Source organism: Streptomyces sp. NPDC046977, assembly GCF_040644455.1.
Classification (GTDB): Bacteria; Actinomycetota; Actinomycetes; order Streptomycetales; family Streptomycetaceae; genus Actinacidiphila.
The window spans coordinates 1-24487 of record NZ_JBEYWO010000016.1 but is presented as its reverse complement, the minus strand read 5'-3'; the positions used below and the strand labels follow the sequence as shown (position 1 = coordinate 24487).

Here is a 24487-nt window from a genome sequence, read left to right as displayed (position 1 = left end):
CGATCGGGGGGTGCCGCGGGAAGTTTTCCACAGGCCGGGTGGGGGCCTGGTGTGCGCCGATGACCTTGCGTAACGTTCCGTGGCATGAAGATCCTGATCAGCGCGGACATGGAGGGCGCCACCGGGGTGACCTGGCCCGGTGACGTCGTGCCCGGCAGCGGGCAGTGGGAACGCTGCCGGCACCTGTTCACCTCGGACGTGAACGCGGCGGTCGCCGGCTTCTTCGACGGCGGGGCCGACGAGGTCGTGATCAACGAGGCGCACTGGAGCATGCGCAATCTGCTGCTGGAGCAACTGGACGAGCGGGCCCGGTTGCTCACCGGCCGTCACAAGGACCTGTCCATGGTGGAGGGCGTCCAGCACGGCGACGTGGACGGGGTGGCCTTCGTCGGCTACCACACGGGCGCGGGGACGGAAGGGGTGCTCGCCCACACCTACCTCCCCAACTCCATCACCGGTGTGTGGGTCAACGGCGACCGGGCGAGCGAGGGGTGGCTCAACTCCCTGGTCGTCGAGGAGTACGGGGTGCCGGTCGTCCTGGTCACCGGTGACGACCGCACCGCGCTGGACGCCCACCGCTACGCGCCGTCGGCGCGGACGGTGGCCGTCAAGGACTACGTGTCGCGCTACGCGGCGGTGTGCCGGCCGCCCGCCCGTACCGCGGCGGACATCCGGGCGGCGGCCAAGGACGCGGTCGGCGTCGCGGTGCGGCACGAACCGGCCCAGGCCGGGCCGTTCGTGATCGAGCTCGAACTGGACGCGGAGCACCTGGCGGGCGCGGCGGCCATCGTGCCCGGCGTCGAGCGCACGGGTGAGCGCCGCGTCGCGTACACCTCACCGACCATGTACGAGGGGATCCGCTGCTTCAAAGCCGTGACCACCCTCGTCTCGTCAGCAGTGGAGGAGCAGTATGGCTGACACCCAGGCACTCGACGAGGCGGTCCGCTTCACCTCGGAACTGATCCGGATCGACACCACCAACCACGGCGGCGGGGAGGGCAACGAGCGTCCCGCGGCGGAGTACGCCGCCGGGCTGCTCGCCGAGGCCGGCATCGAGGCGGCCGTCCTGGAGTCCGCCCCCGGGCGGGCGAACGTGGTGGCGCGCATCGAGGGCACCGGGGCAGGCGCCGACGGCGCCCTGCTGGTCCACGGGCATCTCGACGTCGTGCCCGCGCAGGCCGAGGACTGGAGCGTGCACCCCTTCTCCGGGGAGGTGCGCGACGGGGTGGTGTGGGGCCGCGGCGCCATCGACATGAAGAGCACCGTCGCCATGGTGCTGGCCACGGTGCGCTCCTGGTCACGCGAGGGCGTGCGCCCCGCTCGGGACATCGTGCTCGCGCTGACCGCCGACGAGGAGGACAGCGCCGCCTACGGATCGGGCTTCCTCGCCGACCGGCATCCCGGGCTGTTCCACGACTGCACGGAGGGCATCAGCGAGTCGGGCGGCTTCACCTTCCACGCCGGACCCGGCAAGCGGATCTACCCCGTCGCGGCCGGGGAGCGCGGCACGGCCTGGCTGAAGCTGACCGCGGACGGCACGGCTGGCCACGGCTCCAAGGTGAACCGCACCAACGCGGTGACACGCCTAGCCTCGGCCGTCGGCCGCATCGGCGAGCACCACTGGCCGGTGCGGATCACCCCCACCGTCCGGGCCGCCCTGACCGAACTGGCCGCGCTCTACGGCGTCGAGCCCGACTTCACGGACGTGGACGGCCTGCTCACCAAGCTCGGCACCGCGGCCGCGCTGGTCGAGCCGGTCATCCGCAACAGCGCCAACCCGACCATGCTGGATGCCGGGTACAAGATCAACGTCATTCCCGGCCATGCGATCGCCCACGTCGACGGACGCGTGCTGCCGGGCGGCGAGGAGGAGTTCGCCGCGACCATGGACGAACTCACCGGCCCGGACGTGCGGTGGGAGTACCACCACCGGGAGATCCCCCTGGAAGCGCCCGTCGACAGCCCGGTCTTCGCGGCGATGCGCGAGGCCCTGGTCCACTTCGACCCGGGGGCGCACGTCGTGCCCTTCGTGATGGGCGGCGGGACGGACGCCAAGCAGTTCTCCCGCCTGGGCATCACCGGGTACGGCTTCTCCCCGCTCCGGTTGCCCGAGGGCTTCGACTACGCGGGCATGTACCACGGCGTCGACGAGCGCGTACCCGTCGACGGCCTGCACTTCGGCGTCCGGGTCCTGGACCGGTTCCTGCTCGGCGCGCACACCCCGGCCACCGGAGGAGAACGATGAACCCGGCACCGCGCACCGCACCGCACGGCGCCTGGGAGTCGCCGGTCGACGCCCGCACCGCCGCCGCCCACGACGGACGCCCGGAGTTCCCCGGCTTCGTCGGCGAGGAGGTGTGGTGGACCGAGCCCCGCCCCGCGGAGGGCGGCCGGCGCGCACTGGTGCGCCGGCGCGCCGACGGCCGCACGGAGTCCGCGCTGCCCACGCCGTGGAACGTCCGCACCCGTGTCATCGAGTACGGGGGCCGGGCCTGGGCGGGCACGACGGTGGCGTCCGGCCCGCTGATCGTCTTCGCCCACTTCGCCGACCAGCGGCTCTACGCCTACGAGCCCGGGCGGGCCGACGCCGTGCCCCGGCCGCTGACCCCCCTGTCCCCGGTGGGCGACGGGCTGCGCTGGGCCGACCCCCAGATCCACCTCGACCGCGGTGAGGTCTGGTGCGTACTGGAGGAGTTCACCGGTGACGGCCCGGTCGATGTGCGGCGGGTGCTCGCGGCCGTGCCGCTGGACGGCTCCGCCGCGGAGTCCCGGGACGCCGTGCGCGAACTGTCCGACGACGCGCACCGCTTCGTGACCGCGCCCCGGGTCTCCCCGGACGGACGGCGGGCCGTCTGGATCGCCTGGGACCACCCGCGCATGCCGTGGGACGGGACCGAGCTCATGCTCGCGGAGGTCGCGGGCGACGGGACCTTCGGCGCCGCCCGCACGGTCATCGGCGGCCCCGCCGAATCGGTCGCGCAGGCCGAGTGGGCTGCGGACGGGACCCTGCTGGCGGCCACCGACCGCACCGGCTGGTGGAATCTGCACCGGGTCGACCCCGACACCGGCGCGGCCGTCAACCTCTGTCCCCGGGAGGAGGAGTTCGCGGGGCCCGCCTGGCTGATGGGGTCACGCTGGTTCGCGCCGCTGGACAGCGGCACGGTCGCCGTGCTTCACGGACGCGGCGCGCAGCGGCTCGGGATACTCGAGCCGGCCACCGGTGAACTCGCGGATGTGCCGGGCCCGTGGAGCGAGTGGAGCGGTCCCCTCGCGTCGTCCGGGACGCGGGTCATCGGTGTGGCGGCGTCGGCCCGCACCTCCTTCGAGGTCGTCGAACTCGACACGTGCACGGGCCACAGCCGCGTCGTCGGCGCCGCCCACGAGGACGTCGTGGACCCGGCGTTCGTGCCCGAACCCGTCGAGCGGGTCTTCACCGGGCCCGGCGGCCGGGAGATCCACGCCCAGGTGTACCCGCCGCGCAACCCCGGTTTCACGGCGCCCGAGGGCGAACTGCCGCCCTACGTAGTGTGGGTGCACGGCGGACCCACCAGCCGTACCCCGCTCGTGCTCGATCTGGAGATCGCCTACTTCACCTCCCGGGGCATCGGCGTCGTCGAGGTCAACCACGGCGGCTCGACCGGGTACGGGCGTGCCTACCGGGAACGGCTGCGGGGGCAATGGGGCCTGGTCGACGTGGCGGACTGCGCCGCCGTCGCCGAGGCGCTGGCCGCGGAGGGCATCGCGGACCGGGGCCGGCTCGCCATCCGCGGCGGCAGCGCCGGCGGCTGGACCAGTGCGGCATCGCTGACCACCACCGACGTCTACGCGTGCGGTGTCATCCGGTACCCCCTGCTCGACCTGACCGGCTGGGCCGCGGGCGGTGAGACCCATGACTTCGAGTCGCAGTACCTGGACTCGCTGGTCGGTCCGTGGGCCGAGGTCCCCGACCGCTACCGCGAGCGGTCGCCGATCACCCACGCCGACCGGCTCACGGCGCCGTTCCTCCTCCTGCAGGGCACGGACGACGTGATCTGCCGGCCCGTGCAGTGCGAGCGCTTCCTCGACCGCGTCGCCGGGCGCGGAATCCCGCACGCCTACCTCCTGTTCGAGGGCGAGGGGCACGGCTTCCGGCGCGAGGACACGCTCATCGCCTCCCTGGAGGCCGAACTCGCCCTCTACGGGCAGGTCCTCGGCTTCACCCCGCCCGGTGTACCCCCTCTGGAGCTCGGCAAGTGACACCTCCGCGACCCCCGCGACCCCCGCGACCCCCGCGTCCCCTCGAACCCCTGGTCCGTCCGCGCCGGCTCGTACCGGGCGACCGCGTCGCCGTCGTCGCCCCCAGCGGGCCGGTGCCCGCGGAACGGCTGGAAGCGGGCCTGGCCGTCCTGCGTGACTGGGGGCTCGACCCCGTGGTGGCACCGCACGTGCTGGACCGTCGGCCCGGATTCCCCTACCTCGCGGGGGAGGACGCCGCCCGGGCCGAGGACTTCCAGCAGGCGTGGTGCGACCCCGACATGGCCGCCGTCCTGTGCGCACGTGGCGGTTACGGGGTCCAGCGGATGGCCGACCTGCTGGACTGGGAAGCCCTGCGGGCAGCCGGCCCGAAGGTGCTGCTCGGCTTCAGCGACATCACCGCCCTGCACGAGGCCTTCGCCCTCCGGCTGGGCCTGGCCACCCTGCACGGCACGATGATCGCGGCCCAGGCGTTCATCAAGGACGAGCCGACCCGCGACCACCTGCGGGCGACGTTCTTCGCGCCGGAGACCGTGCGGGTGCTCGGGTCAGCCGATGCGCGCACGCTCGTCCCCGGCACGGCCCGCGGGATCACGGTCGGCGGCTGCCTTTCCCTGCTGGCCGCGGGGATCGGCACCCCCGACGGCCGGTCCGAACTGACCGGCGGGATCCTGCTGCTGGAGGACATCGGCGAGGAGCCCTACCGCATCGACCGCATGCTGACGCAGCTGCTCCGCTCCGGCCTCCTGGACGGCCTCGCCGGTATCGCCCTCGGCTCCTGGCAGGACTGCGGCCCTTACGAGCGGGTCCGCGAGGTGCTGCGCGACCGGCTGGGCGGGCTGGGCGTACCGGTCGTGGAGGAACTCGGGTTCGGCCACGGCGACAGGAGCCTGACCGTGCCGCTGGGCGTGCCCGCCGTGCTCGACGCCGATGCCGGCACGCTGACCCTGGAGGTGCCCGCCCTCGACCGGTGACGGCTGTGCCGGGGCCGCGCGACGGCGGGCCCGGCGCGGCGCCGCTCCGAGATGCCCCGGAAGCTTACGAACCCCTGACGGCCGCGCGCGTCCGGGCGGAGCCGGGCCTGCCAGGACCTACGGTCGACAGCATGCTGGTACTTGTCACGGGCGGCGCGGGCTTCATCGGCTCCCAGATCGTCACCGCCCTCCTCGAAAACGGCCACGGAGTCAGGATCCTGGACCGCGCGGACGGCCCCGCGTCCGAAGGGACCGAGCTGCTGCGGGGCGACGTCCGCGATCCCGCGGCCGTGGCCGAAGCGCTGCGCGGCGTCGACGCTGTGTGCCACCAGGCCGCCATGGTCGGCCTCGGCAAGGACTTCGCCGATGCGCCGGACTACGTGGCCTGCAACGATCTCGGCACCGCGGTGCTGCTGGCCGCCATGGCCGGGGCCGGTGTGCGCGAACTGGTGCTCGCCGGCTCGATGGTGGTCTACGGGGAGGGCCGCTACACCTGCGGGCGGCATGGCCTCGTCCGCCCCGGTCCGCGACGTCCGGGCGACCTCGCCGCGGGGCGCTTCGAGCCGCCGTGCCCGCAGTGCGGCGAGCCGTTGCGCCCCGGTCTCGTCGAGGAGGACGCCCCCGCCGACCCGCGCAACGTCTACGCGACCACCAAGCTCGCCCAGGAGCACCTGGCCGCCTGCTGGGCACGCGCCGTGGGGGGCCGGGCGGTCTCCCTCCGCTACCACAACGTCTACGGCCCGGGCATGCCCCGCGACACCCCCTACGCCGGAGTCGCCGCGCTCTTCCGATCCGCCCTGGCGCGCGGCGAGGCCCCCCGTGTCTTCGAGGACGGGGGCCAGCGGCGGGACTTCGTGCATGTCCGCGACGTCGCTGCGGCGAACGCCACGGCTCTTGCGGCCGTCCGCGCGGCCGCGGACTCCGGCGGCGCGGCCGGCACGCTGCGCGCCTACAACGTGGGCAGCGGCGAGCCGCGCACCGTCGGCGACCTGGCCCGTGCGCTGTCGGTGGCGTGCGGCGGGCCGGAACCGGTGACCACCGGCGAGTACCGGCTCGGCGACGTCCGGCACATCACCGCTTCGTCCGCCCGGTTGCGCGACGAGCTCGGCTGGACGCCGCGCGTCCGGTTCACCGACGGCATGGCCGAGTTCGCCGCGGGGGCCTGAGCCGCATGGTGCCGGCTGCCATGTCCGCGACGTCGCTGCGGCGAACGCCACCGCTCTCGCGGCCGTCCGCGCGGCCGCGGACTCCGGCGGCGCGGCCGGCACGCTGCGCGCCTACAACGTCGGCAGCGGCGAGCCGCGCACCGTCGGAGACCTGGCCCGTGCGCTGTCGGTGGCGTGCGGCGGGCCGGAACCGGTGACCACCGGCGAGTACCGGCTCGGCGACGTCCGGCACATCACCGCTTCGTCCGCCCGGTTGCGCGACGAGCTCGGCTGGACGCCGCGCGTCCGGTTCACCGACGGCATGGCCGAGTTCGCCGCAGGGGCCTGAGCCGCACGGCAGCGCGGGGCGCTTCACCCCGCGAGCGGGAGCACCACCTCGAAGCGGCAGCCGCCGGGGACGTTGCGCACCGCCGCCCGCCCGTCGTGGGCCTCGACGATGCCGCGCACGATGGCGAGCCCGAGACCGGCCCCCGCGGGCGGTGTGCGCGCGTCGGTGCCGCGCCAGCCGGTGTCGAAGACGCGCGGCAGGTCCTCGGCCGGGATACCGCCGCAGCCGTCCGTCACCGACAGCACGACAACGTCCTCCGCGCGGTGCGCCGCGACCGCGACGGTCCCGTCGGCCGGGGTGCGGTGGATGGCGTTGACCAGCAGATTGGCCAGGACGCGGGTCATCTCCCGGCCGTCGACCTCCACCGGCACCGGGTCGCGGACGCCGTCATGGCCCCCGACGAGCAGCACCCCGTGCTCGCGGGCGAGGGCGTCCGCTCCGGCGAGGGCGTCGTCCACGAGGTCGTGGACGGACATGCGGGTCGGCGCCAGGGCGAGCACGCCCGCCTGGATGCGGGAGAGTTCGAAGAGGTCGCCGACCATGCCGGAGAGCCGTTCGACCTCGCCGCGGATCCGGCGGTGGTAGCGGGCCGGGTCGTCCACGACCCCGTCCTCGAGGGCCTCGGCCATGGCCCGCAGACCGGCGAGCGGGGTGCGCAGGTCGTGCGAGATCCAGGCGACGAGCTCGCGCCGGGAGGATTCCAGGGCGCGTTCGCGCTCGCGGGAGGCGGTGAGTTTGGCGCTGGTGGCGGCCAGTTCGCGGCCGAGGGCCGCGAGTTCGGCGGTGGGCGCCGCGGCGGGCGCCGAGAAGCCGCCGCCGTCCCCGAGGACGCGGGTGGCCTCGGTCAGGGCACGGCTGCCGGCGACGACCCACCGTCCCAGCAGCAGCGCGACGGTGAGGGAGACGGCCGCTGCGATCGCGCAGACCGTCGTGACCACGCCCAGATCGTGCGAGGACAGGAACATCGCCCAGGCGACCGACAGCGTCCCGGCGAGCATCGCGCCCACCGCCACGGCGGCCACCACCGCGAGGGACAGGGCCAGCGATCGGCGCCGCAGCAGGCGCAGGGCGAAGGCGCCGAGCAGTCCGGCGGCGGCCGCGCCGAGGGCGGCGTACGCGGCGATGAGCAGCAGGTCATGCATCGGCGGGCTCCGTCACGGACGCGGTGGGCGGGTCGAAGCGGTAGCCGACGCCCCAGACGGTGCTGATCAGCCGGGGCCGGGCCGGGTCGTCCTCGATCTTCTCGCGCAGCCGGCGCACATGGACGGTGACGGTCGACAGGTCGCCGAACTCCCACCCCCACACGCGGTGCATGAGCTCCTCGCGGCCCACGACCCGGCCGGGGTGCTGGAGGAAGAACGCCATCAGTTCGAACTCGCGCATGGTGAGGGCGAGTTCGACGCCGTCGCGGGTCGCGCGGCGGGCGGCCGGGTCGAGGGTGAGCCGCCCGGACCGCAGCAGCGTGCCGCCGCCCGGGCCGCTGCCCGCACCGGACGCGGCCTCGCGGCGGATGCCCGCGCGGCGCAGCACCGACTCGACGCGCAGCACCAGTTCGCGCGGGCTGAACGGCTTGGTGACGTAGTCGTCCGCGCCGACCTCCAGACCGAGGATGCGGTCGTCCTCGTCGCCGCGTGCCGTCAGCATGACGACCGGCACCTCGCCGTGGTCGGCGCGGATGCGGCGGCACACCTCCAGCCCGTCCAGGCCGGGCAGCATCAGGTCGAGCACGACGAGGTCGGGCCGGGCGGCCGCGGCGCCGGCGAGCGCCGCGTGGCCGTCCGCGGCGCGGTCGACGACGAAGCCCGCGCGGACGAGGTAGCCGGTCACGACCTCGGCCACGGTGGGGTCGTCGTCCACCACGAGGACTCGGGCGGGGGATGCGTCGCTGGTCACGCCCCGAGTGTCGCACCGGGCAGGTGCCGGACGGGTGGGCCGGTGGCCCCCACAGGGGGGACGTCCGTGTTTCGTAAGGACTGCATGTCCGAAATGCCCGGTCCGTGTTCGTAGGGTGAGGGAGGTGACCGACACCTTGCCCTCGCACCCCTCGCACCCTTCGCAGGTCGATGTGATCCTGCCCTGCCTCGACGAGGCCGCCGCGCTCCCGTGGGTGCTGGAGCGCGTTCCGGCCGGCTGGCGGGCCGTCGTCGTCGACAACGGCTCCACCGACGGATCGGCCGCCCTCGCCGAGCGCCTCGGTGCCACCGTCGTGCACGAGCCGCGCCGCGGTTTCGGCGCCGCCTGCCACGCGGGGCTGCTCGCCGCGACCGCCGACATCGTCTGCTTCTGCGACTGCGACGGCTCCCTCGACCCCGCACTGCTGCCCGCCGTCGCCGGTCCCGTCCGCGACGGCGAAGCGGACCTCGTGCTGGCCCGCCGCCGCCCCACCCGGGCGGGCGCCTGGCCGTTGCACGCCCGGCTGGCCAATCTGGAGCTCGCCCGGCTGATCCGCCGCCGCACGGGCCTGCGCCTGCACGACCTGGGGCCCATGCGTGCCGCCCGCCGGGAGGCGCTGCTCGGGCTCGGCCTCACCGACCGGCGTTCCGGCTACCCGCTCCAGATGCTGGTCCGGGCGGCGGACGCGGGCTGGCGGGTGCGGGAGACCGAGGTGCCGTACCTGCCGCGCACGGGACGCTCCAAGGTCACCGGGACGTGGCGCGGTACCTGGCACGCGGTGCGCGACATGCGCGCCGTACTGGCGGAACCGCCCGGTGCGCCGTCGCCCCCGTCCGTAGCCGGGCACCCGCAGGCGCCCCTCGCCGGCTCCCCGGCGGGGGAGCGGCGATGACGGCGCGCCCGCACGGGAACGAGCCCGCATCCGCACCGGCCCAGGTCCGCGCCCCCACCGGACCCACCGCCTTGCTCGTCATCGCCAAGGAACCGGTGCCCGGCCGGGTCAAGACCCGGCTCACCCCGCCCTTCACACCGGAGCGGGCCGCCGCCCTGGCCGCCGCCGCGCTCGCCGACACCCTGTACGCCGTGCTCCGGGCCCCCGCGCGACGCCGCGTGCTGGTCCTGGAGGGCCGCCCCGGACCGTGGCTGCCGCCGGGGATCGAGGTGGTGCCGCAGGTGCCGGGCGGTTTGGACGAACGCCTCGCGGCGGCTTTCGCCGGGTGCGACGGACCCGCCCTGCTGGTCGGCATGGACACCCCGCAGATCTGCCCGGCCCTCCTCGCGCCCGCCCTGGCCGCCGACGCCTGGGCGGACTGCGACGCCTTCCTCGGCCCGGCGGCCGACGGCGGCTTCTGGGCGCTCGGCCTGGCCGCGCCCGACCCGCGCCTGCTGCGCGGGGTGCCGATGTCCACACCGCACACGGGCGCGTTCCAGCGGCAGCGACTGCTGGACGCCGGCCTGAGGGTGCGTCATCTGCCGGTCCTGCGGGACGTGGACACCGCCGCCGACGCGCGCGCGGTGGCGGCCGCCGCGCCCGGCACCCGGTTCGCGGCGGAGCTGGGCCGGTGACGGCGCCGTCGATCGCGTCCGTACCGCGAGCCGGTTCCGCCGGCGCGGGCGCGACGGCCTGGGTCGACGACCCGTACGCCCATGCCCTGCGTACCGGGCGCGGTCCGCTCTTCCTGCGGCGTTCCGACGGCTGGCTGCTGCCGCTGGAGGTCGAACGGTGGTGCGCCGAGCCCGACGCGGCCGACTCCGCCCTGCTCGGCCGCTGCCGCGGGCCCGTCCTCGACATCGGCTGCGGCCCGGGCCGTCTCGTCGCCGCTCTCGGCGGACGCGGGCTGCCCGCCCTCGGCGTCGACGTCTCCCCGGCGGCGGTCGCCCGGACCCGTGGCGCGGGCGGAACGGTCCTGCGCCGTTCCGTCTTCGACCGCCTGCCCGCCGAGGGCCGCTGGCGCACGGCCCTGCTGGCGGACGGCAACATCGGCATCGGCGGCGACCCCGCCGCGCTGCTCGCCCGGGTCCGCGAACTCCTCGCCCCGGGCGGATCCTTGCTGGCCGAGGCGGCCGCGTACGACGTCGACGAACGCCTCACCGTCCGGGTGGAGGACGCCGGCGGCCGTCACGGCGGCGACTTCCCCTGGGCCCGGCTCGGCTCGGCGGCGCTGCGCCGGACGGCGGAGGCCGCCGGCTGGACCACGGCGGGGGAGTGGGCGGTGGGCGGGCGCTTCTTCGTGGAGCTGACGCGCTGAACCCCGCGCCCCCGCCCGCGGGCGGACGTCGGGTCAGGAGGGCTGCGCCGCCGACAGCGCGGTGACCGTGACGACACCGTCGCACTCGGCGAACAGACCGTCCTCCAGGGCGACCTGGTGGCGGCCCGCACCGCCCGGGAGGCCCAGGACCATCGTCGGGTACTGCACCGGAGCCTCGCCCGACGCACAGTAGCCGTCCCCCTCGCCCTGGACTTGATGGAACGTCAGCTTGACCCACACCCGGCCGCCGGGCGCGACCGTGACCGGCGCGGAGGTGCCGCTGTTCTCCACCGTCAGCGGCACGTTGAGCTCCGGCGAGCCGTTGGCCGCTCCGGCCACCGTGGGGAAACCCTGGACCGTGCAGGCGGATCCGGAGGTGTTCGTGAAGCCCACGATCGCCGCCCCCGTGCCCGTTCCCTGCGGGCGCTGAGCCGCCTGGCGCGCCGGTCCCGCCTCCAACGCAGTGTCGTCGCAGGCGGTTTCCACCGGCGTGGCGGAGCTCGGGGAGGCGGCGGATGCGGAGGGCGCCGGGGAGGCCGAGGACACCGGCGACGCCGCCGATGCCGAGCCCGTCGGGGCGGGCGGAGTCACCGTGCCGTCGTCCCCCCGGCATCCGGTCAGCAGTACCGCCGCCGCGCAGGCCAGCACCGCGGCCACCGCCGTGCCGCGCGTCTTCGTGTGCTCCATGACGTCCCCCTGTGGTCCGGCCGCCCGGCTCGCCGCCCGGCGTTCGGCTCGGAACACGCGGCCGGCGGCAGGGGCGGTTTCGGGCCGTACGCGGCTGATACGCGATGGTGACGTATCGCGGTCACGTCGTCACATTCCGGGATCCGCGGCCGGCCCGCTCACGGCGGCGCAGCCGCCCCAGCAGCAGCCGGCCCGCCGTCACGACCGCCACCCCGCCCATCGCCAGGGCCCAGTTGCGCACATAGTCCAGGGGCAGCGCCGACGGGTTCGCCCCCTGCCCCTGCCGCAGCATCACCGGGAGCGCCACCGCCGTGAGGCAGCCGGCGGTGATCAGCGCGGCCCGCAACGGCCCGCGCGCACGCGGCGGGAGGAGCGCGCCGGCGGCGAGGACGAGAGGGACGAGCACACCGTCGTGCAGGAAGACCGCGGCCGCCAGCCAGCTCAGCACGCCCACGGGGGAACCTACCTGGCGATCCGTCAGGAGCAGCACGGCGCCCAGCGTCATCGCCGCCACACCGGCGGCGCCCAGCGCACCGCGCAGCAGTCGTGACGCGGTCACGGCAGCAACACCTCCAACCGGGTGACCCACTTGGTCTGCAGCACGCCGGGGCGGTTGGGGGCGATGATCCGCGCCGGATGGCCGTGGTCGGGCGACAGGGGAGCGCCGTTGAGGGCGACCGCCAGCAGCGTCAGGGGGTCTCGGGCGTAGGAGGCGCCCATCTCGGTCACCGCGTAGGCGCCGTCGCGCTCCAGGGAGACGACGCGCAGGCGCGCGTCCGGCGGGGCGCCGGCGCGGTCCAGCAGGTCGCGCACCCGGGCGCCGGTCCAGTGCGCGTTACGGCTCCAGCCCTCGACACAGGCGATCGGGAGCACCGCCGAGTACCGTGCCAGCGCCCGCAGTTCGGCGAGGCTCAGCTCGTACGGCCGCGGGCCCGCCACCTGGAGGCGCCAGCCGGCGGTCAGTTCCCGGGTGATGCCGGCCGCCGCCGCGGTGCGGTTCACCGGCAGTCCCTGCGGGCCGTGTCCGGGGCTGCGCGGCGCGAAGAGGGCGGCGCGGCCGAGCGGGGTCAGGGACTGGCCGACGGTCGTCAGGGTCACCGCGCCCGTGGCGACCGCCACCGCCGTCACGAAGGACCGCCGGTCGGGGCCGTCGTCCACGGGCAGTTCCCGCGTGCCGGACGACCGCCGCGTCCAGTGCGCCGCGACGACCGGTGCCTTGACCGCCAGGTGCAGCAGCAGCGCGCCGACGGCGACCCAGGCCATGGCCCAGTGCGCGGGGCGGAAGTTCCACGGCCAGGGGTACCACTGCACGGTGTTGAGCAGCCCCGTCACCAGTTGCAGCAGCACACTGCCGACCAGCACGCCGACCGACAGCCGTTCCAGCGCGTGCGCGAACGAGCGCACCGCCGGCCGGGCGAACAGCCGCGGGTAGACCGTCCAGAGCTTCGCGAGGAGCAGCGGAAGGGCGGCGATCCCGCTCGCCACGTGCAGTCCCTGGGTCAGCCGGTAGCCCCACACGGGACGGCTGGGCAGGGCGTCGGCCGCCCACGAGGGCGGTTGCTGGAGCCAGTGGCTCACCAGCCCGGTGACGAAGCAGACGGCGATCGCCGCCCCCAGGGCGCGGCCGACCACCGTCGCCGTCCGCGGGTCGTGCAGCCGCCCCGTGAACACCGGGGACGGCGGGGACTTGGGCAGGGGGAGCCCCGGGGGAAGGCGAAGGCGAAGGCGTCTCATGCGTTCCATCACACCGCCCGGGACCCCCGCGAAAGGGTCTTCGACTCCTTACGGAATACGGACGGACGGCCGCGCGTGATCGCCCGCGCCGCCGTGACCTGCGACGGTTGGGTCCGTGGGTACCCGCGCTGCCACTGCCACTGCCACTGCCGCCACCGCCGTCCTGCTCGCCGCCCTCACGGCGGCCGTCGCCACGGCCGTCCAGCACGACACGCCCGGCCGCACGCTGCTGCGCCAGGCTGTCGCCTGGGCGCTGTTCGCCGCCGCGGCCGTCGCCGTGCGCAAGGTGCCGGTGCGGCGGGCCGTCGTCCTGGTCGCCGCGGGCGGCGCGGCGCTCGCCCTGGCGGGGCTCGCCGGACCGCCGGGCACCAGCGACGACATGTACCGCTACGTCTGGGACGGCCGCGTGCAGGCGGCGGGCATCTCCCCGTACACGTACGCCCCTTCGGCGCCCGAACTCGGCGCGCTCCGCGACCCGTGGCTCTTCCCGCCGGACGGCGCCTGCCGTGCCTGGGACGAGCATCCGCTCGCGGACGGCGGCTGCACCCTGATCAACCGTCCCGCTGTCCACACGATCTACCCCCCGGTCGCCGAGGGCTGGTTCCTCGCCGTGCATGCCCTCTCCCCGGACGGCGCGCGCCACAAGGCCGTGCAGACCGGCGGCGCGCTCCTGGCCACGGGCACCACCCTCGCCCTGCTCCTCGTGCTGCGGCGGCGAGGCGGCGACCCGCGGCGTGCCGCGCTGTGGGCCTGGTGCCCGCTCGTGCCGGTCGAGGCCGTCAACAACGCCCATGTGGACACCCTCGGCGTGCTGCTGCTCGTCCTCGCCCTCGGTGCCGGCGGAGCCCGGCGCGGCGCGCTCCTCGGCGCCGCCGTCGCCGTCAAACTGCTGCCCGTCCTCGCCCTGCCGGGGGCGCTGTCGGGGGCGCTCTCCCGGGGGCGCGGGCCGCGCGAGGCGGCCCGGCTGCTGCTGCCCGCCGTGGTCGTCGTCGCCCTCGCCTACCTCCCGTACGTCCTGGCCTCCGGCGCCGGCGTCCTCGGCTACCTGCCCGGCTACCTCCAGGAGGAGGGCTACGACTCGGCGCACGTACGGCGTTTCGCGCTGCTGCGCCTCGTCCTGCCCGACACCGCCGCGGGGTTCGCCGCCGCGGCCGTGGTCGGGCTCGCAGCCCTGTACGTGCTGCGCCGCGGCGACCCCCGGCGCCCCTGGAGCGGAGCGCTGCTGGTGACGGGCACCGCGCTGCTCGTCACCTCGCCCTCCTACTCCTGGTACGCGCTGCTGGTCGTGGCCCTGGTGGCCCTCGACGGCCGGTGGGAATGGCTGTCGGTCGCCGCCGCGGGCGCCGTGCTCTACCTCGCCGGCGGCCCCGCGCAGCAGGCGGTCTGCTACGGGACCGCCGCCCTGGCCGTCGTGGCGGGTGCGTTCGTACGACGGGCGATGGAACGGCGCCCTCCCGGGCAGAAGGAGGAGTACGACTCGACCGGGGAGGATCCGACCCATGCATTCCGACCGGATACCGCGCGCGTCCGCCGCGGTCCTCGCACTGTCCGTCGCCGCGTCGCTCTCCGCGTGCAGCGGCTCCGGTGACGCCGGGGGCACCAAGGGCGCGGCCGCCCGTCCGGCGATCACCGTCACGCCCGCTTCCGGCGGGCAACCCGTTCCCGTCGACCGCAAGGTGACCGTCCGCGTCACCTCGGGCCGGCTGGACTCCGTCCGCGTCACCGCCCCCGGCCCCGGGGCGCTGTCCGGCGCCCTCGCCTCCGGCAAGGACGGCTGGACCTCCACGGGGCACCTCGCGCCGGGCGTCACCTACGACGTCGTCGCCCGCGCCACCGGCGACGACGGCAAGGCGCTCACCCGGCACGTGCGCTTCACCACCGCCGAGGCCGACCGCACCTTCGTGGGGGAGTACCACCCCGACAAGGGCACCACCGTGGGCGTCGGCATGCCCGTCTCCATCGTCTTCAACCGGCCCATCCGCGACCGCGCAGCCGTCGAGCGGAAGCTCGCCGTCACCGCGTCGCCGGCCGTCGACGGCTCGTGGAGCTGGATGAAGGACTGGAGCGGACGCGACCGCGTCGACTGGCGGCCCCGCGCCTTCTGGAAGGCCGGCACCGACGTGACCTTGCGGATGAACCTCGACGGCGTCGACGCGGGCGGCGGGGTCTACGGCACCCAGAACCGCGTGGTGCGCTTCCGGATCGGGCACGCGGTCACCACCACCGTCGACACCTCGCGCAAGACCCTCACCCTGAGCCGCGACGGCAAGGTCGTGCGGACGCTGCCGGTCTCGGCCGGCAAGCCCGGTTACGAGACCTGGAACGGCACGATGGTCGTCCTGGAGAAGACCCCCAGCATCACCATGAACTCCCGCACCGTCCGCATCTTCGGCCCCGAGGCCTACAACCTCAAGGACGTCAAGTGGGACGTCCGCCTGACCACCTCGGGCACCTTCACGCACGCCGCCCCCTGGAACGACGGCAAGTTCGGGAAGGTCAACGGCAGCCACGGCTGCGTCGGCATGAGCACCGCCGACGCCAAGTGGTTCTACGAGCAGGTCGGTATCGGGGACCCGGTCACCGTCGTGCACTCCACGGACACCGTGCAGCTGAACAACGGCTACGGCGCCTGGAACGCCGACTGGGACGACTGGAGTGCCGGCAGCGCCCTGTGACCGAAGGCCGACGGACCGACGGGCCGGCAGCCCGGACCCGTCCGGACACGGCGGAGCCCGCGCGGCGTGCGCGGGCTTCGTCGACGACCTACGAGGTGGGACTCCCTTCGCCGGCATGGTCCGGATCAGGTGCTAGGGGTCGCTCTCCGGTCCTTGCCTCTTCCCTGACCTTCAAGCCTCTCAGCCCGGCCGTTGAACCCGGTCGCGGGGGAAGTGGGACCTTCCCTGTCCGCCGCCGGTGCTACCGAACTCCCTCGCTCGCCCCGTAGGCCTTCTCCAGGTTAGTACCGTTCGCCGCGGATCACTAGCGGCAAATGCCCCGATTTCATGATTTTCAGTCGCCAATGCGGACGTACCCACTCAGACGCGGTCGAACGGCTCCGCGTAGCGGAAGGCCCCGCTGACCGACGGCGTGTACGCGGCCAGCGGCCGCACCTGGAAGTACGGGCCCCAGGCCGGATCCGGCGGCAGGATCCGGTAGTCCGTGCTGGCCCGGAAGCCGAAGCGGCCGTAGTACGCGGGGCTGCCCAGCAGCGCCACCAGCGGCTCCCCGAGCGCGTCCGCCGCGCCCAGCACGCTGTGGACCAGGGCGAGCCCGACCCCGCGCCGCTGGTGTCCCGGCGCCACGCTCAGCGGGCCGAGTGCCGCCACGGGAACCTCGTCCACATGACCGCGCGTGCACAGGACATGCCCGACAACGCCGCCCTCGTCGTCCGTCGCCACCAGCGACAGCGGGGGCAGCCACGCCCCCGACTCCCGCAACTCCGCGACCAGCGTGGCCTCCACCGGCACCTCCGTGCCCGGGTCCGCCCCCTGTTTCGCGAAGGCGGCCGCCGTGACGGCGTGCACGGCGGCCAGGTCGTCTGAGGTCTCCCGTCGGATCAGCACCCGGGCAGTCTCCGGTCCGCGCGCCCGCCGGGCAACCCGTTTTCCCCGCCGATCGGGGGGCGCGGGCCCTCAGCCGCCGCCGACGACCAGCCCGCGCGGCCCGCCGCCGGGGACCGCGCCCGGGAAGGGCCCGCGGAGGAGTCCGACGAGCCCCTGCGCGAGGTCGTCGCGCCAGCAGAGGTAGTCGTGCCCGCCGTTGTACTCGTGGTGGGCGACCTCGTAGCCCTTGGCGCTCAGGGCGTCGCGCAGCCGGTGCCCCGCGGCCGGGACGCCCCACTCCTGGAGGCCGGACGACAGATGGAAGCGGACGGGCCTGCGGGCCAGTGCCCGGACGCGCCCGGTGAGCCATTCCTCCGGGCACGCCCCCTCGCGGCGGGCCGCCGGCCACCAGAACGCGCCCGACTGGGCCAGGACATTGCCGAAGCGCTCCGGCCGCCGCAGCGCGGCATAGGCCGCGGCCAGGCCGCCGAGCCCCTGGCCCGCGACGACGGTTCTGGACGGGTCGCCGGAGACGGGCCAGCGACGGGCCGCCCAGGGCAGCAGTTCATGCGTCAGGAAGGCCACGAAGCGCTCGTCGCAGGCGAGTTCACGGCGCCGGGTGTCGCTGTCGAGCGCGTCCGGCAGGAGGGCGACGAGCGGCGGCAGCAGGCCCGCGTGGACGAGTCCGTCGAGCAGGCGGGAGATGCCCAGTTGCTGCCACACGTCGCCGTCGAGCAGGACCACGACCGGCAGTCCGGTGAGGTCCTCGTGGCCGGCGGGGGTGTACGCCCACACCCGCCGCCAGTTGTGCAGGTGCCCGCTGCGCAGCGTGTGCACGGACAGCTCGCCCGCCCCGGCAGCGGGGTGCGCCCGCTCGCCGCCGAGCGGGACGGGGGCCGCGGGGAGGGCCGCCACGGAGAGCGGTTCGGCGCCCCAACGGCTCGGGAAGACCGTCCGGTTGAGGGGGTCGCGCCGGGGGTGCCGGCGCAGCCGCCGCAGGTACGCCTGTCTCGCCCCGGGCGCGGAGCAGGCCTCCGGGCCGTCCCCGGTGCCCTCGTCGCCCTCACCGCTCCCGGCGCCGCCGTCGGCATCGGCGTCGTCGACGCAGAGCGCGTACGTGGCCCGCCAGTCGGCCCGCATCCGTATCGTCCAGTGCCACACGTCCGTTCCCGGGACGCGGGACATGAGGTTGCCCGCCAGGTCCTCGGGGTCCACCACCTGGCTGGGCAGCACGAGCACCGTGCGTGTCGCGGCGGTGCCCCGCCACAGGAAGGTGACGGCGGCGTGCCCCGGGTCACCGGCGACGGCCTCCACCAGCGGCGTTCCCTCGGCTTCCACCGCCCGCCAGAAGTCCCGCTCCCGCTCCGGGCGTTCGGCCAGTGCCGCGATCCGCGCGCTGCGGGCGCGCTCCACCGGTGCGGGCCGGGGGAAGCGCGGCGCGCGCAGCGACGCGCCGGACGGCGGGCTCCACAACGCGGACAGCATGACCGGCAAACCCTCCTGGACGTCTCCGACGGCAAAGGTCATTTAAAGTCACGTTCCCCTCGACCCGAAGTCGCCGTGAGGCCCGTCGCACCGTGACCAAACCCCTGTCGGCGCGGCCCGATCCGGGGTTCCATGTCCTCACCTGCCCCTTGGCGCCGAAGAGAGGGAGCCTCTTGGCCACCACCGTGCGACGCAGCACCCTCACCCTCCCCGCAGCCCCACTCGGCCCGGAGAACCCGCTGCCCGCCCTGCTCGCCCCGCGCGAACTGCACGCGCCGGAAGCGTTCGACGAGGCCGAGAGCACCGCGCTCCCGCCCGCGATGGCCCGCCGCCTCGCCTACGGGCACCTGCGCACGCTGCTGCCCGTACCGCGGCGGGACGGCTACACCCGCGAGCGCACACCCACCGCCCTGGACGCCCTCGTCATCGAGAACGACCGCCTGCGCGCCACCGTCCTGCCCGGACTCGGCGGGCGCCTGTACTCGCTGCTCCACAAGCCCACCGGCAGGGAACTGCTGCACGCCAACCCGGTCCTGCAGTTCGCCGACTTCGGGCTCGCCGGGGCCTGGTTCTCCGGCGGCGTCGAATGGAACCCGGGTGCCACCGGCCACACCACGATGACCTGTGCCCCGATGCACGCCGCCCGCGTCCCCGCGCCCGACGGCGGCGAGATGCTGCGCCTTTGGGAGTGGGAACGGCTGCGCGACCTGCCGTACCAGGTCGACCTGTGGCTTCCCGACGGCTCCGACTTCCTCTATGCCGGCGTCCGTGTCCGCAATCCTCACCACCGGACCGTTCCCCTCTACTGGTGGTCCAACACCGCCGTGCCCGAGACACCCGGCGCGCGTGTCCTCGCCCCCGCCGGCCACGCCTGGCACTTCGGTTCCCACCGGACAGTGCACCGGGTACCCGTTCCCGAGGAGCCCATCGCCTCCGAGCACCCGGCCGACTGGTTCTACGACCTGGCCGACGGCGCCCGGCCCTGGATCGCCGCGCTCGGCGCCGACGGACGCGGCCTGATCCAGACCTCCACCGACACCCTGCGCGGCCGCAAGCTCTTCGTCTGGGGCCGCGGCCGCGGCGGGCGCCGCTGGCAGCGCTGGCTCGCCGGGGACACCGGGGACGCCAGGAACGGCAGTTACCTGGAGATCCAGGCGGGGCTCGCCCCCACCCAGCTGGAGCACCTGCCGCTCGCCGCCGGCGGCGCCGTCTCCTGGCTGGAGGCCTACGGACCCCTCGACACCGCGCCGGACGCCGGAACGGACGCCGTCGAGGCCCACCTCGAGGCGGTCCTCCCGCGCGAGCGGGTGCGCGCCGCGTACGAGGCGTGGCTCCCCGCCGCCGACACCGACCCCGACCCCGGAGACACAGAGGACATCCTCGCCACCGGCTCCGGCTGGGGCGCCCTGGAGGTCCTGCGCGGCCGGTACGACCTGCCCGGCACGCCCTTCGCCCCGGGCACCATGGGCGAGCAGCAGAAGCCGTGGCTGGAACTGCTCCTCGCGGGCGTCTTCCCCAAGGCCCCCGGCGACGACGCGCTCCCCGGCCCCGCACTGGTTTCGCCGGAATGGCGCGAACTCCTCGAGACCGCGGGCACGTACGACGGCAACGAGTGGTACCTCGACCACCATCTCGGCCTGGCCCAGTGGGACGCCGGCGACCGCGCCCAGGCCGTCCGCAGCTGGGAGCGCTCCGCCGCGCGCACCGGCTCCTGGCTGCCGCTGCACTGCCTCGCCGCCGCCGACCGGGCCGACGGCCACCACGCGCGCGCCGCGGAACGTTACCTCGCCGCCGTCCGCGCCCAGGCCGAGGGCACCTGCCCGGTGGACGTCCGCACCGCCCTCGCCCGCGAGGCGGTCCCCGCGCTCCTCGAGGCCGGACGTCCCGGCGACGCGGCCGCCGTCCTCGGCGCCCTCCCCGACGACGTCCTCGCCCGCGGCCGGTTCCGCCTCCTGCACGCCCAAGTCCTGGCCGCCCAGGGTGACATCGCGGGCGCCCGCGCCGTCTTCGACGCCGGCTTCACCGTCGACGACCTGCGGGAGGGCGAGGACTCCCTGCACCTGACCTGGCAGTTCCTCACCGGCGGCGCCGAACCGCTGCCCGAGGCCTACGACTTCCGCATGGCCCCCTGAAAACCGTTGGCCCGCGGCGCACGGCACGTCCCACAGTGGTGACTCCCGATCACCACCACGAAGGGGGAAGAACGTGTCGACACTGCGGGTCACCGCCGAACGGCTCACGGTCCACGACCACCCGAACGCGGACGCCCTGGAGCTCGCCCAGGTCGGCCTCTACCGGGCGGTCGTGGCCAAGGGCGCGTACCGGACAGGGGACTTCGCGCTCTACATCCCCGAGCAGTCCGTGCTGCCGGACGCCCTGATCGCCGAACTCGGCCTGACGGGACGGCTCGCCGGCGCCGCGGCCAACCGGGTCAAGGCGGTCCGGCTGCGCGGCGAACTGTCCCAGGGCATCGTGTGCCGCCCGGCCGCGCTCGACGGCACGGACCTGGCCCGTGCCGCCTCGGACGACGCCGACTTCGCCGGGCTGCTCGGCATCACCAAATGGGTCCCGCCGGTCCCGGTGTCGATGAGCGGTGAGGTGGAGTCGGCGCCGGACCTGCTGCCGTGGGTCGACATCGAGAACCTCAAGCGCTACCCCGGCGTCTTCGCCCCCGGCGAGCCGGTCGTGATCACGGAGAAGCTGCACGGCACCGCCTGCGCCCTGACGTTCCTGGCGGCGACCGGGCAGGTGCTGGTCACTTCCAAAGGTCTCGGCGCCCAGCGGCTGGCCCTCAAGGAGTCCCCGCGCAACCTGTACTGGCGCGCCGCGCACGGCCACGGCCTGCCCGCCGTCGCGGCGGAGCTGGCCGCGCGGCTCGGGGCCACGCGGGTCGGGCTCTTCGGCGAGGTCTACGGTGCCGGCGTCCAGGATCTCGGCTACGGCACCGACGGGCGGCGCGAGGTCCCCGGCTACGCCGCCTTCGACGTCGCCGCCGAGATCGACGGCGCCGTGCGCTGGCTGGACCCGGCCGACCTGCTGCCCGACGGCACCCTGCCCCTGGTGCCCCGGCTCCACGCGGGCCCCTTCGGCCTCGGCCTCGCGCTGGAGCTGGCGCGGGGCACGGAAACCGTGTCCGGACGCGGCCTCCACCTGCGGGAAGGCGTCGTCGTGCGCGCGGCCCCGGACCGTCACAGCCCCGTGCTCGGCGGCCGTGCCATCGCCAAGGTCGTGAGCGACGCCTACCTCACCCGCAAGGGCGGCACCGAATTCGAGTGAGCGGCACGCATGCCCGTCCCGTCGCTGGGCAGGCGCAGCCCCCGAGTCACTTCACACAGCGCACGCATGAGAAGGGAACGGCCATGACCGACTTCAGCGCCCCCAACGGCGCCCAGCCGCCGGCACAGCGCGCCCTGCACGAGATCGCCACGGGCGGTGACAACGCGTCCGCGCTCAGCACCCTCGCGGCCAGTGACGTGCTGCTCCCGGTCCCCGGGCCGCCGGAGGAGGCCGCGGGCGGCGACGACGCGGAGCAGCAGACGATCAGCCTGCCCGTGTTCGAGCAGGAGGACGGCACGAAGCTCGTGCCGGTCTTCACCTCGGAGGTGCGTCTCGCCCACGCCCTGCCCAACGCCAGGGGCTACCGGATACTGCCCCTGTCCGCGCTGAGCAGCGGCTGGCCCTCGGACGAGCTCACGCTCTCCATCGACGCGGGCTCTCCGGACACCCTCACCATCAAGGGCGAAGGGGTCAGGGCCCTGGCGGGCCTGTCGGGTTGAGGCGTCCGGCGCGGCCCCGGCATGGTGCAGCCCCCGGTCCGGCCGGGGGCTGCACCATGCGCGGCGCGGTCTCCGTCACATCGGGCGGTAGACCGTCAACGCCTCATTGACCTTGTCGACGACCAGGCCGCCCGGGGCGGGGGCCACTTCGCCGTCCGCGGCGAACCGCGTCCCCGGGCCGATGCCGCCCAGGCGCACCCGTCGCAGCAGGGCCGTGGTCGAGCCGGTGACGGCGGCGGCGAGCAGCCGGGTCCTGGCGTAGGGGCTGCCGGGCACGATGCGGACGTCGAGCTGCCCGTCGGCCAGGTCGCGGCGGCGGACGGGGGCCGGACCGAGGCTGCGGTACGCGCCGTTGCCGGCGAAGAGCATCCACACCGAGTGGCGGCGGCCGTTGATGTCGACGTCGAGCGGGCTGGAGGTGCGCAGCACGTGGATCGCCGCGAGGATGCCGGCGGGCCAGCTCCCGACGCGGCGCGACCAGCGCTCGCGGTAGCGGACCAGATCGGGGTAGACCCCGATGCTGAAGGTGTTGAGGAACAGCGACGGCCGGTCCGCCCCGCCGTCGCCGTCCAGCGGCGTGATGCGGGCGACGTCGGCGGAGATGGCGGTGCCCGCCTCGACCGCGCGCGCCGCGTCGTCGATCGTCTCGATGGCCAGGTCCATCGCGAAGTGGTTGTACGTGCCGCCGGGGGAGACCATCAGCGGCACCCGGTGCCGCAGGGCGATCTCCGCCGCGAGGCGGACGCTGCCGTCGCCGCCGTGCACGCCGAGCGCCCCGCCGGCCTCGGCGGCCTGGCGGGCGGCCTTCTCCAGCATCTCCGCGAGGTCGTCGTCCTCGGAACACTCCTCGACCACGGCCTCCGGCAGCGCCGCCCGCAGCCGGTCCGCGGGCATCCCGAGCAGCGGCGGCGGCCCGGAGACCTCGTTGACCACGGCGTACAGTCCGCGCCCGCCCGGGAGGGCGGGCGCATCGGCCTGCGGTGTGGGCGGTACGGCGAGGTCCCGGCCGGTCGGCACGAGACCGCGCACGGCCAGCGCCGCGCCGGCGCCGAGCGTCATCCCGGCGAGCACGTCGCTGGGGTAGTGGACGCCCGTGTAGACCCGGGAGAACGCCACCGACCAGGCGAGCGGTGCCACGACCGCCCCCCAGCGGGGTGACTCGACGGCCACTCCCGCCGCGAAGGCGACCGCGGACGCCGCGTGACCGGAGGGGAAGGACGTACTGCCCGGCTGCCGGGACAGGCGCCGGATCACCGGGACGGAGTCCAGCACCGGGCGGGCGCGGCGCACCGCGCCCTTGCCGACGGTGTTGACCACCGCCGAGGCGAGGGCGAGCGACCCCACGCCGCGCAGCGCGGCCCGCCGTCCCTGGCGGCCGCCCACCACCGCGATGCCGGCGGCCACGCCGAACCACAGCGCGCCGTGGTTGGCGGCGCGGCTCAGCCGGGGCAGCACGGGCTCGGCGGCCGGCCACTCCCGTGTCGCGACACGCAGGAACAACTCCCTGTCCCATGCGCTCAGCTTCGGGCGCACATCGACTCCCTCCTGATCGGTTCCACTGCCGGGGTGTGTCCGGGGTCAGGCCTGCGGGCCCATCCCCAGCGTCCGTACGACGTCCTGGACGTTGGAGTAGCGCCGGTTGTCGCCCGGCAGGCCGTCCACCAGGTCGGTGAGCGGGTCGGGCGCGTGGTGGTCGCGCAGTGTCCGCAGCAGGTCGCCCCGGCGCGCCGGGAAGGTCTTGCGGGTCAGGTGGCGGGCCAGTTCGAACCGCAGCGACGTGCCGTCCGTGGCGCCGGACAGGACCGGGCCGTTGACCACCGCGACGTCGTCGTCGGCGGCGGGCTCGGGGTCGTGCCACTCCTCGGCGCGGGTCGGGTGCCCGGAGCGCAGCAGTCCGCGCAGTTCGTGCTTCATCTCGTCGTCCCGGTGGACGCTCAGGCGGTCGCTTCCTCGTTGCACGACGGCTCCTTTCCTCGGGGTCCGGGTACTTCCTCGTCTACCCGTTCGCGGCGTTGAATGCCTGCTGAATACGGTACGAAGCGGATGAATCGGGTCTTCCTGGGTACCAAACGTGCGAGGCCACCGGCAGCGAAAGGAAGGTGCGCGGCCCATGAGCCCTTACCGCGGCGGGGTCGACCCCGCAGAGCTGGACGAACGGCAGTTGGTGCACGAGCTGGAGTCGGTCCACCGCACCCGGCACGAGACGCTGCTGTACGGATCCTCGTCGGCCCTGGACGCCCACAACTCGCGCATGGTGGCGCTCGAAGGGGAGTACCTGCGCCGCCACCCGCAGCGGATGGTCGCCCCCGGCCGCACCCGCGCCGGGGCACGCGCCCGGGTCCTGCAGATGCCGGCCCAGCCCACGTCCGCGCAGTAGCCGCCGCCGGGGCACCGGGTGCCGGGGCGTGCGGCGGCCGAAG

The 24487-nt window shown here is 75.1% G+C and carries 23 protein-coding genes and 1 pseudogene; 15 read left to right on the top strand and 9 right to left on the bottom strand.

All coding sequences use genetic code 11. The features are described 5' to 3' along the window. Positions 1 to 84 precede the first annotated feature (84 nt). From ABZ883_RS22925 to ABZ883_RS22900, 6 genes and pseudogenes are all read left to right on the top strand, one after another. Entirely contained in the window at positions 85 to 918 is an 834-nt protein-coding gene (locus tag ABZ883_RS22925) for a M55 family metallopeptidase (RefSeq protein ID WP_360908848.1), read from the top strand. Further along, positions 911 to 2245, top strand: a complete 1335-nt coding sequence (locus tag ABZ883_RS22920; RefSeq protein WP_360908846.1) for a M20/M25/M40 family metallo-hydrolase — start codon at positions 911 to 913, stop codon at positions 2243 to 2245. The genes ABZ883_RS22925 and ABZ883_RS22920 overlap by 8 nt, the downstream gene beginning before the upstream one ends. Beyond that, entirely contained in the window at positions 2242 to 4236 is a 1995-nt protein-coding gene (locus ABZ883_RS22915; protein ID WP_360908844.1) for a prolyl oligopeptidase family serine peptidase, read from the top strand. The genes ABZ883_RS22920 and ABZ883_RS22915 overlap by 4 nt, the downstream gene beginning before the upstream one ends. Then, complete coding sequence (locus tag ABZ883_RS22910; RefSeq protein WP_360908842.1) at positions 4233 to 5207, top strand: LD-carboxypeptidase; 975 nt, start codon at positions 4233 to 4235, stop codon at positions 5205 to 5207. Before ABZ883_RS22915 ends, ABZ883_RS22910 begins: the two co-directional genes overlap by 4 nt. A 131-nt stretch (positions 5208 to 5338) precedes the next feature. After that, positions 5339 to 6373, top strand: coding sequence for an NAD-dependent epimerase/dehydratase family protein (locus tag ABZ883_RS22905; RefSeq protein WP_360908841.1), 1035 nt, complete (start codon positions 5339 to 5341; stop codon positions 6371 to 6373). A gap of 19 nt (positions 6374 to 6392) precedes the next feature. Further along, positions 6393 to 6701, top strand: a pseudogene (locus ABZ883_RS22900) (NAD-dependent dehydratase); the annotation flags it as partial. 23 nt (positions 6702 to 6724) lie between these two features. Here ABZ883_RS22900 and ABZ883_RS22895 read toward each other — a convergent pair. After that, a complete protein-coding gene (locus ABZ883_RS22895) occupies positions 6725 to 7843 on the bottom strand; it encodes a HAMP domain-containing sensor histidine kinase (protein WP_360908839.1) in 1119 nt (372 codons plus the stop codon). Continuing rightward, positions 7836 to 8594: a response regulator transcription factor gene (locus ABZ883_RS22890; RefSeq protein ID WP_360908837.1), complete on the bottom strand. Its 759-nt coding sequence runs from the start codon at positions 8592 to 8594 to the stop codon at positions 7836 to 7838. The genes ABZ883_RS22895 and ABZ883_RS22890 overlap by 8 nt, the downstream gene beginning before the upstream one ends. Before the next feature lie 124 nt (positions 8595 to 8718). Here ABZ883_RS22890 and ABZ883_RS22885 point away from each other — a divergent pair, with 124 nt between their 5' ends. Genes ABZ883_RS22885 through ABZ883_RS22875 form a run of 3 tightly spaced genes read left to right on the top strand, consistent with a single transcriptional unit; the run spans position 8719 to position 10843 of the window. Continuing rightward, positions 8719 to 9486 (top strand): glycosyltransferase family 2 protein, encoded by a 768-nt coding sequence (locus ABZ883_RS22885; protein WP_360908835.1) that lies wholly within the window; start codon positions 8719 to 8721, stop codon positions 9484 to 9486. Next, entirely contained in the window at positions 9483 to 10160 is a 678-nt protein-coding gene (locus tag ABZ883_RS22880) for a DUF2064 domain-containing protein (RefSeq protein ID WP_360908833.1), read from the top strand. Before ABZ883_RS22885 ends, ABZ883_RS22880 begins: the two co-directional genes overlap by 4 nt. Positions 10161 to 10171: 11 nt before the next feature. Then, positions 10172 to 10843, top strand: coding sequence for a class I SAM-dependent methyltransferase (locus tag ABZ883_RS22875; protein WP_360909187.1), 672 nt, complete (start codon positions 10172 to 10174; stop codon positions 10841 to 10843). 33 nt (positions 10844 to 10876) lie between these two features. Here ABZ883_RS22875 and ABZ883_RS22870 read toward each other — a convergent pair whose 3' ends face one another. The 3 genes from ABZ883_RS22870 to ABZ883_RS22860 form a co-directional block, all read right to left on the bottom strand. After that, positions 10877 to 11530, bottom strand: coding sequence for a DUF4232 domain-containing protein (locus ABZ883_RS22870; RefSeq protein ID WP_360908831.1), 654 nt, complete (start codon positions 11528 to 11530; stop codon positions 10877 to 10879). 121 nt (positions 11531 to 11651) lie between these two features. Next, positions 11652 to 12089 carry a hypothetical protein gene (locus ABZ883_RS22865; RefSeq protein ID WP_360908829.1) on the bottom strand — a complete coding sequence of 146 codons (438 nt, stop codon included), beginning with the start codon at positions 12087 to 12089 and terminating at the stop codon, positions 11652 to 11654. Continuing rightward, positions 12086 to 13264, bottom strand: coding sequence for a molybdopterin-dependent oxidoreductase (locus ABZ883_RS22860; protein ID WP_360908827.1), 1179 nt, complete (start codon positions 13262 to 13264; stop codon positions 12086 to 12088). Before ABZ883_RS22860 ends, ABZ883_RS22865 begins: the two co-directional genes overlap by 4 nt. A 115-nt stretch (positions 13265 to 13379) precedes the next feature. On the opposite strand from ABZ883_RS22860, the gene ABZ883_RS22855 reads away from it, so the two are divergent. Next, positions 13380 to 14852 carry a glycosyltransferase 87 family protein gene (locus ABZ883_RS22855; RefSeq protein WP_360908825.1) on the top strand — a complete coding sequence of 491 codons (1473 nt, stop codon included), beginning with the start codon at positions 13380 to 13382 and terminating at the stop codon, positions 14850 to 14852. Next, positions 14764 to 15939 (top strand): Ig-like domain-containing protein, encoded by a 1176-nt coding sequence (locus tag ABZ883_RS22850; RefSeq protein ID WP_360908822.1) that lies wholly within the window; start codon positions 14764 to 14766, stop codon positions 15937 to 15939. Before ABZ883_RS22855 ends, ABZ883_RS22850 begins: the two co-directional genes overlap by 89 nt. A gap of 360 nt (positions 15940 to 16299) precedes the next feature. Here ABZ883_RS22850 and ABZ883_RS22845 read toward each other — a convergent pair whose 3' ends face one another. After that, positions 16300 to 16827, bottom strand: a complete 528-nt coding sequence (locus ABZ883_RS22845) for an N-acetyltransferase (RefSeq protein WP_360908820.1) — start codon at positions 16825 to 16827, stop codon at positions 16300 to 16302. A gap of 69 nt (positions 16828 to 16896) precedes the next feature. Then, positions 16897 to 18333, bottom strand: a complete 1437-nt coding sequence (gene fes, locus ABZ883_RS22840) for an enterochelin esterase (RefSeq protein WP_360908818.1) — start codon at positions 18331 to 18333, stop codon at positions 16897 to 16899. Positions 18334 to 18464: 131 nt separating this feature from the next. On the opposite strand from fes, the gene ABZ883_RS22835 reads away from it, so the two are divergent. The 3 genes from ABZ883_RS22835 (at position 18465) to ABZ883_RS22825 (ending at position 22067) form a co-directional block, all read left to right on the top strand. Continuing rightward, a complete protein-coding gene (locus tag ABZ883_RS22835) occupies positions 18465 to 20423 on the top strand; it encodes a DUF5107 domain-containing protein (RefSeq protein ID WP_360908816.1) in 1959 nt (652 codons plus the stop codon). A 73-nt stretch (positions 20424 to 20496) separates the two neighbouring features. Beyond that, entirely contained in the window at positions 20497 to 21567 is a 1071-nt protein-coding gene (locus ABZ883_RS22830) for an RNA ligase (ATP) (RefSeq protein ID WP_360908814.1), read from the top strand. 83 nt (positions 21568 to 21650) lie between these two features. After that, positions 21651 to 22067, top strand: a complete 417-nt coding sequence (locus ABZ883_RS22825) for an SseB family protein (RefSeq protein WP_360908812.1) — start codon at positions 21651 to 21653, stop codon at positions 22065 to 22067. A 75-nt stretch (positions 22068 to 22142) separates the two neighbouring features. Here ABZ883_RS22825 and ABZ883_RS22820 read toward each other — a convergent pair whose 3' ends face one another. Further along, positions 22143 to 23600, bottom strand: coding sequence for a phosphatase PAP2 family protein (locus tag ABZ883_RS22820; RefSeq protein WP_360908810.1), 1458 nt, complete (start codon positions 23598 to 23600; stop codon positions 22143 to 22145). A gap of 45 nt (positions 23601 to 23645) precedes the next feature. Then, the gene (locus ABZ883_RS22815) at positions 23646 to 24026 is read right to left on the bottom strand and encodes a DUF2795 domain-containing protein (protein ID WP_360908808.1); all 381 of its coding nucleotides are present in this window, start codon (positions 24024 to 24026) and stop codon (positions 23646 to 23648) included. Positions 24027 to 24177: 151 nt separating this feature from the next. Between ABZ883_RS22815 and ABZ883_RS22810 the strand changes: the two genes are divergently transcribed. Beyond that, complete coding sequence (locus tag ABZ883_RS22810) at positions 24178 to 24444, top strand: DUF6158 family protein (RefSeq protein ID WP_360908806.1); 267 nt, start codon at positions 24178 to 24180, stop codon at positions 24442 to 24444. The last annotated feature ends 43 nt before the right edge of the window (positions 24445 to 24487 follow it).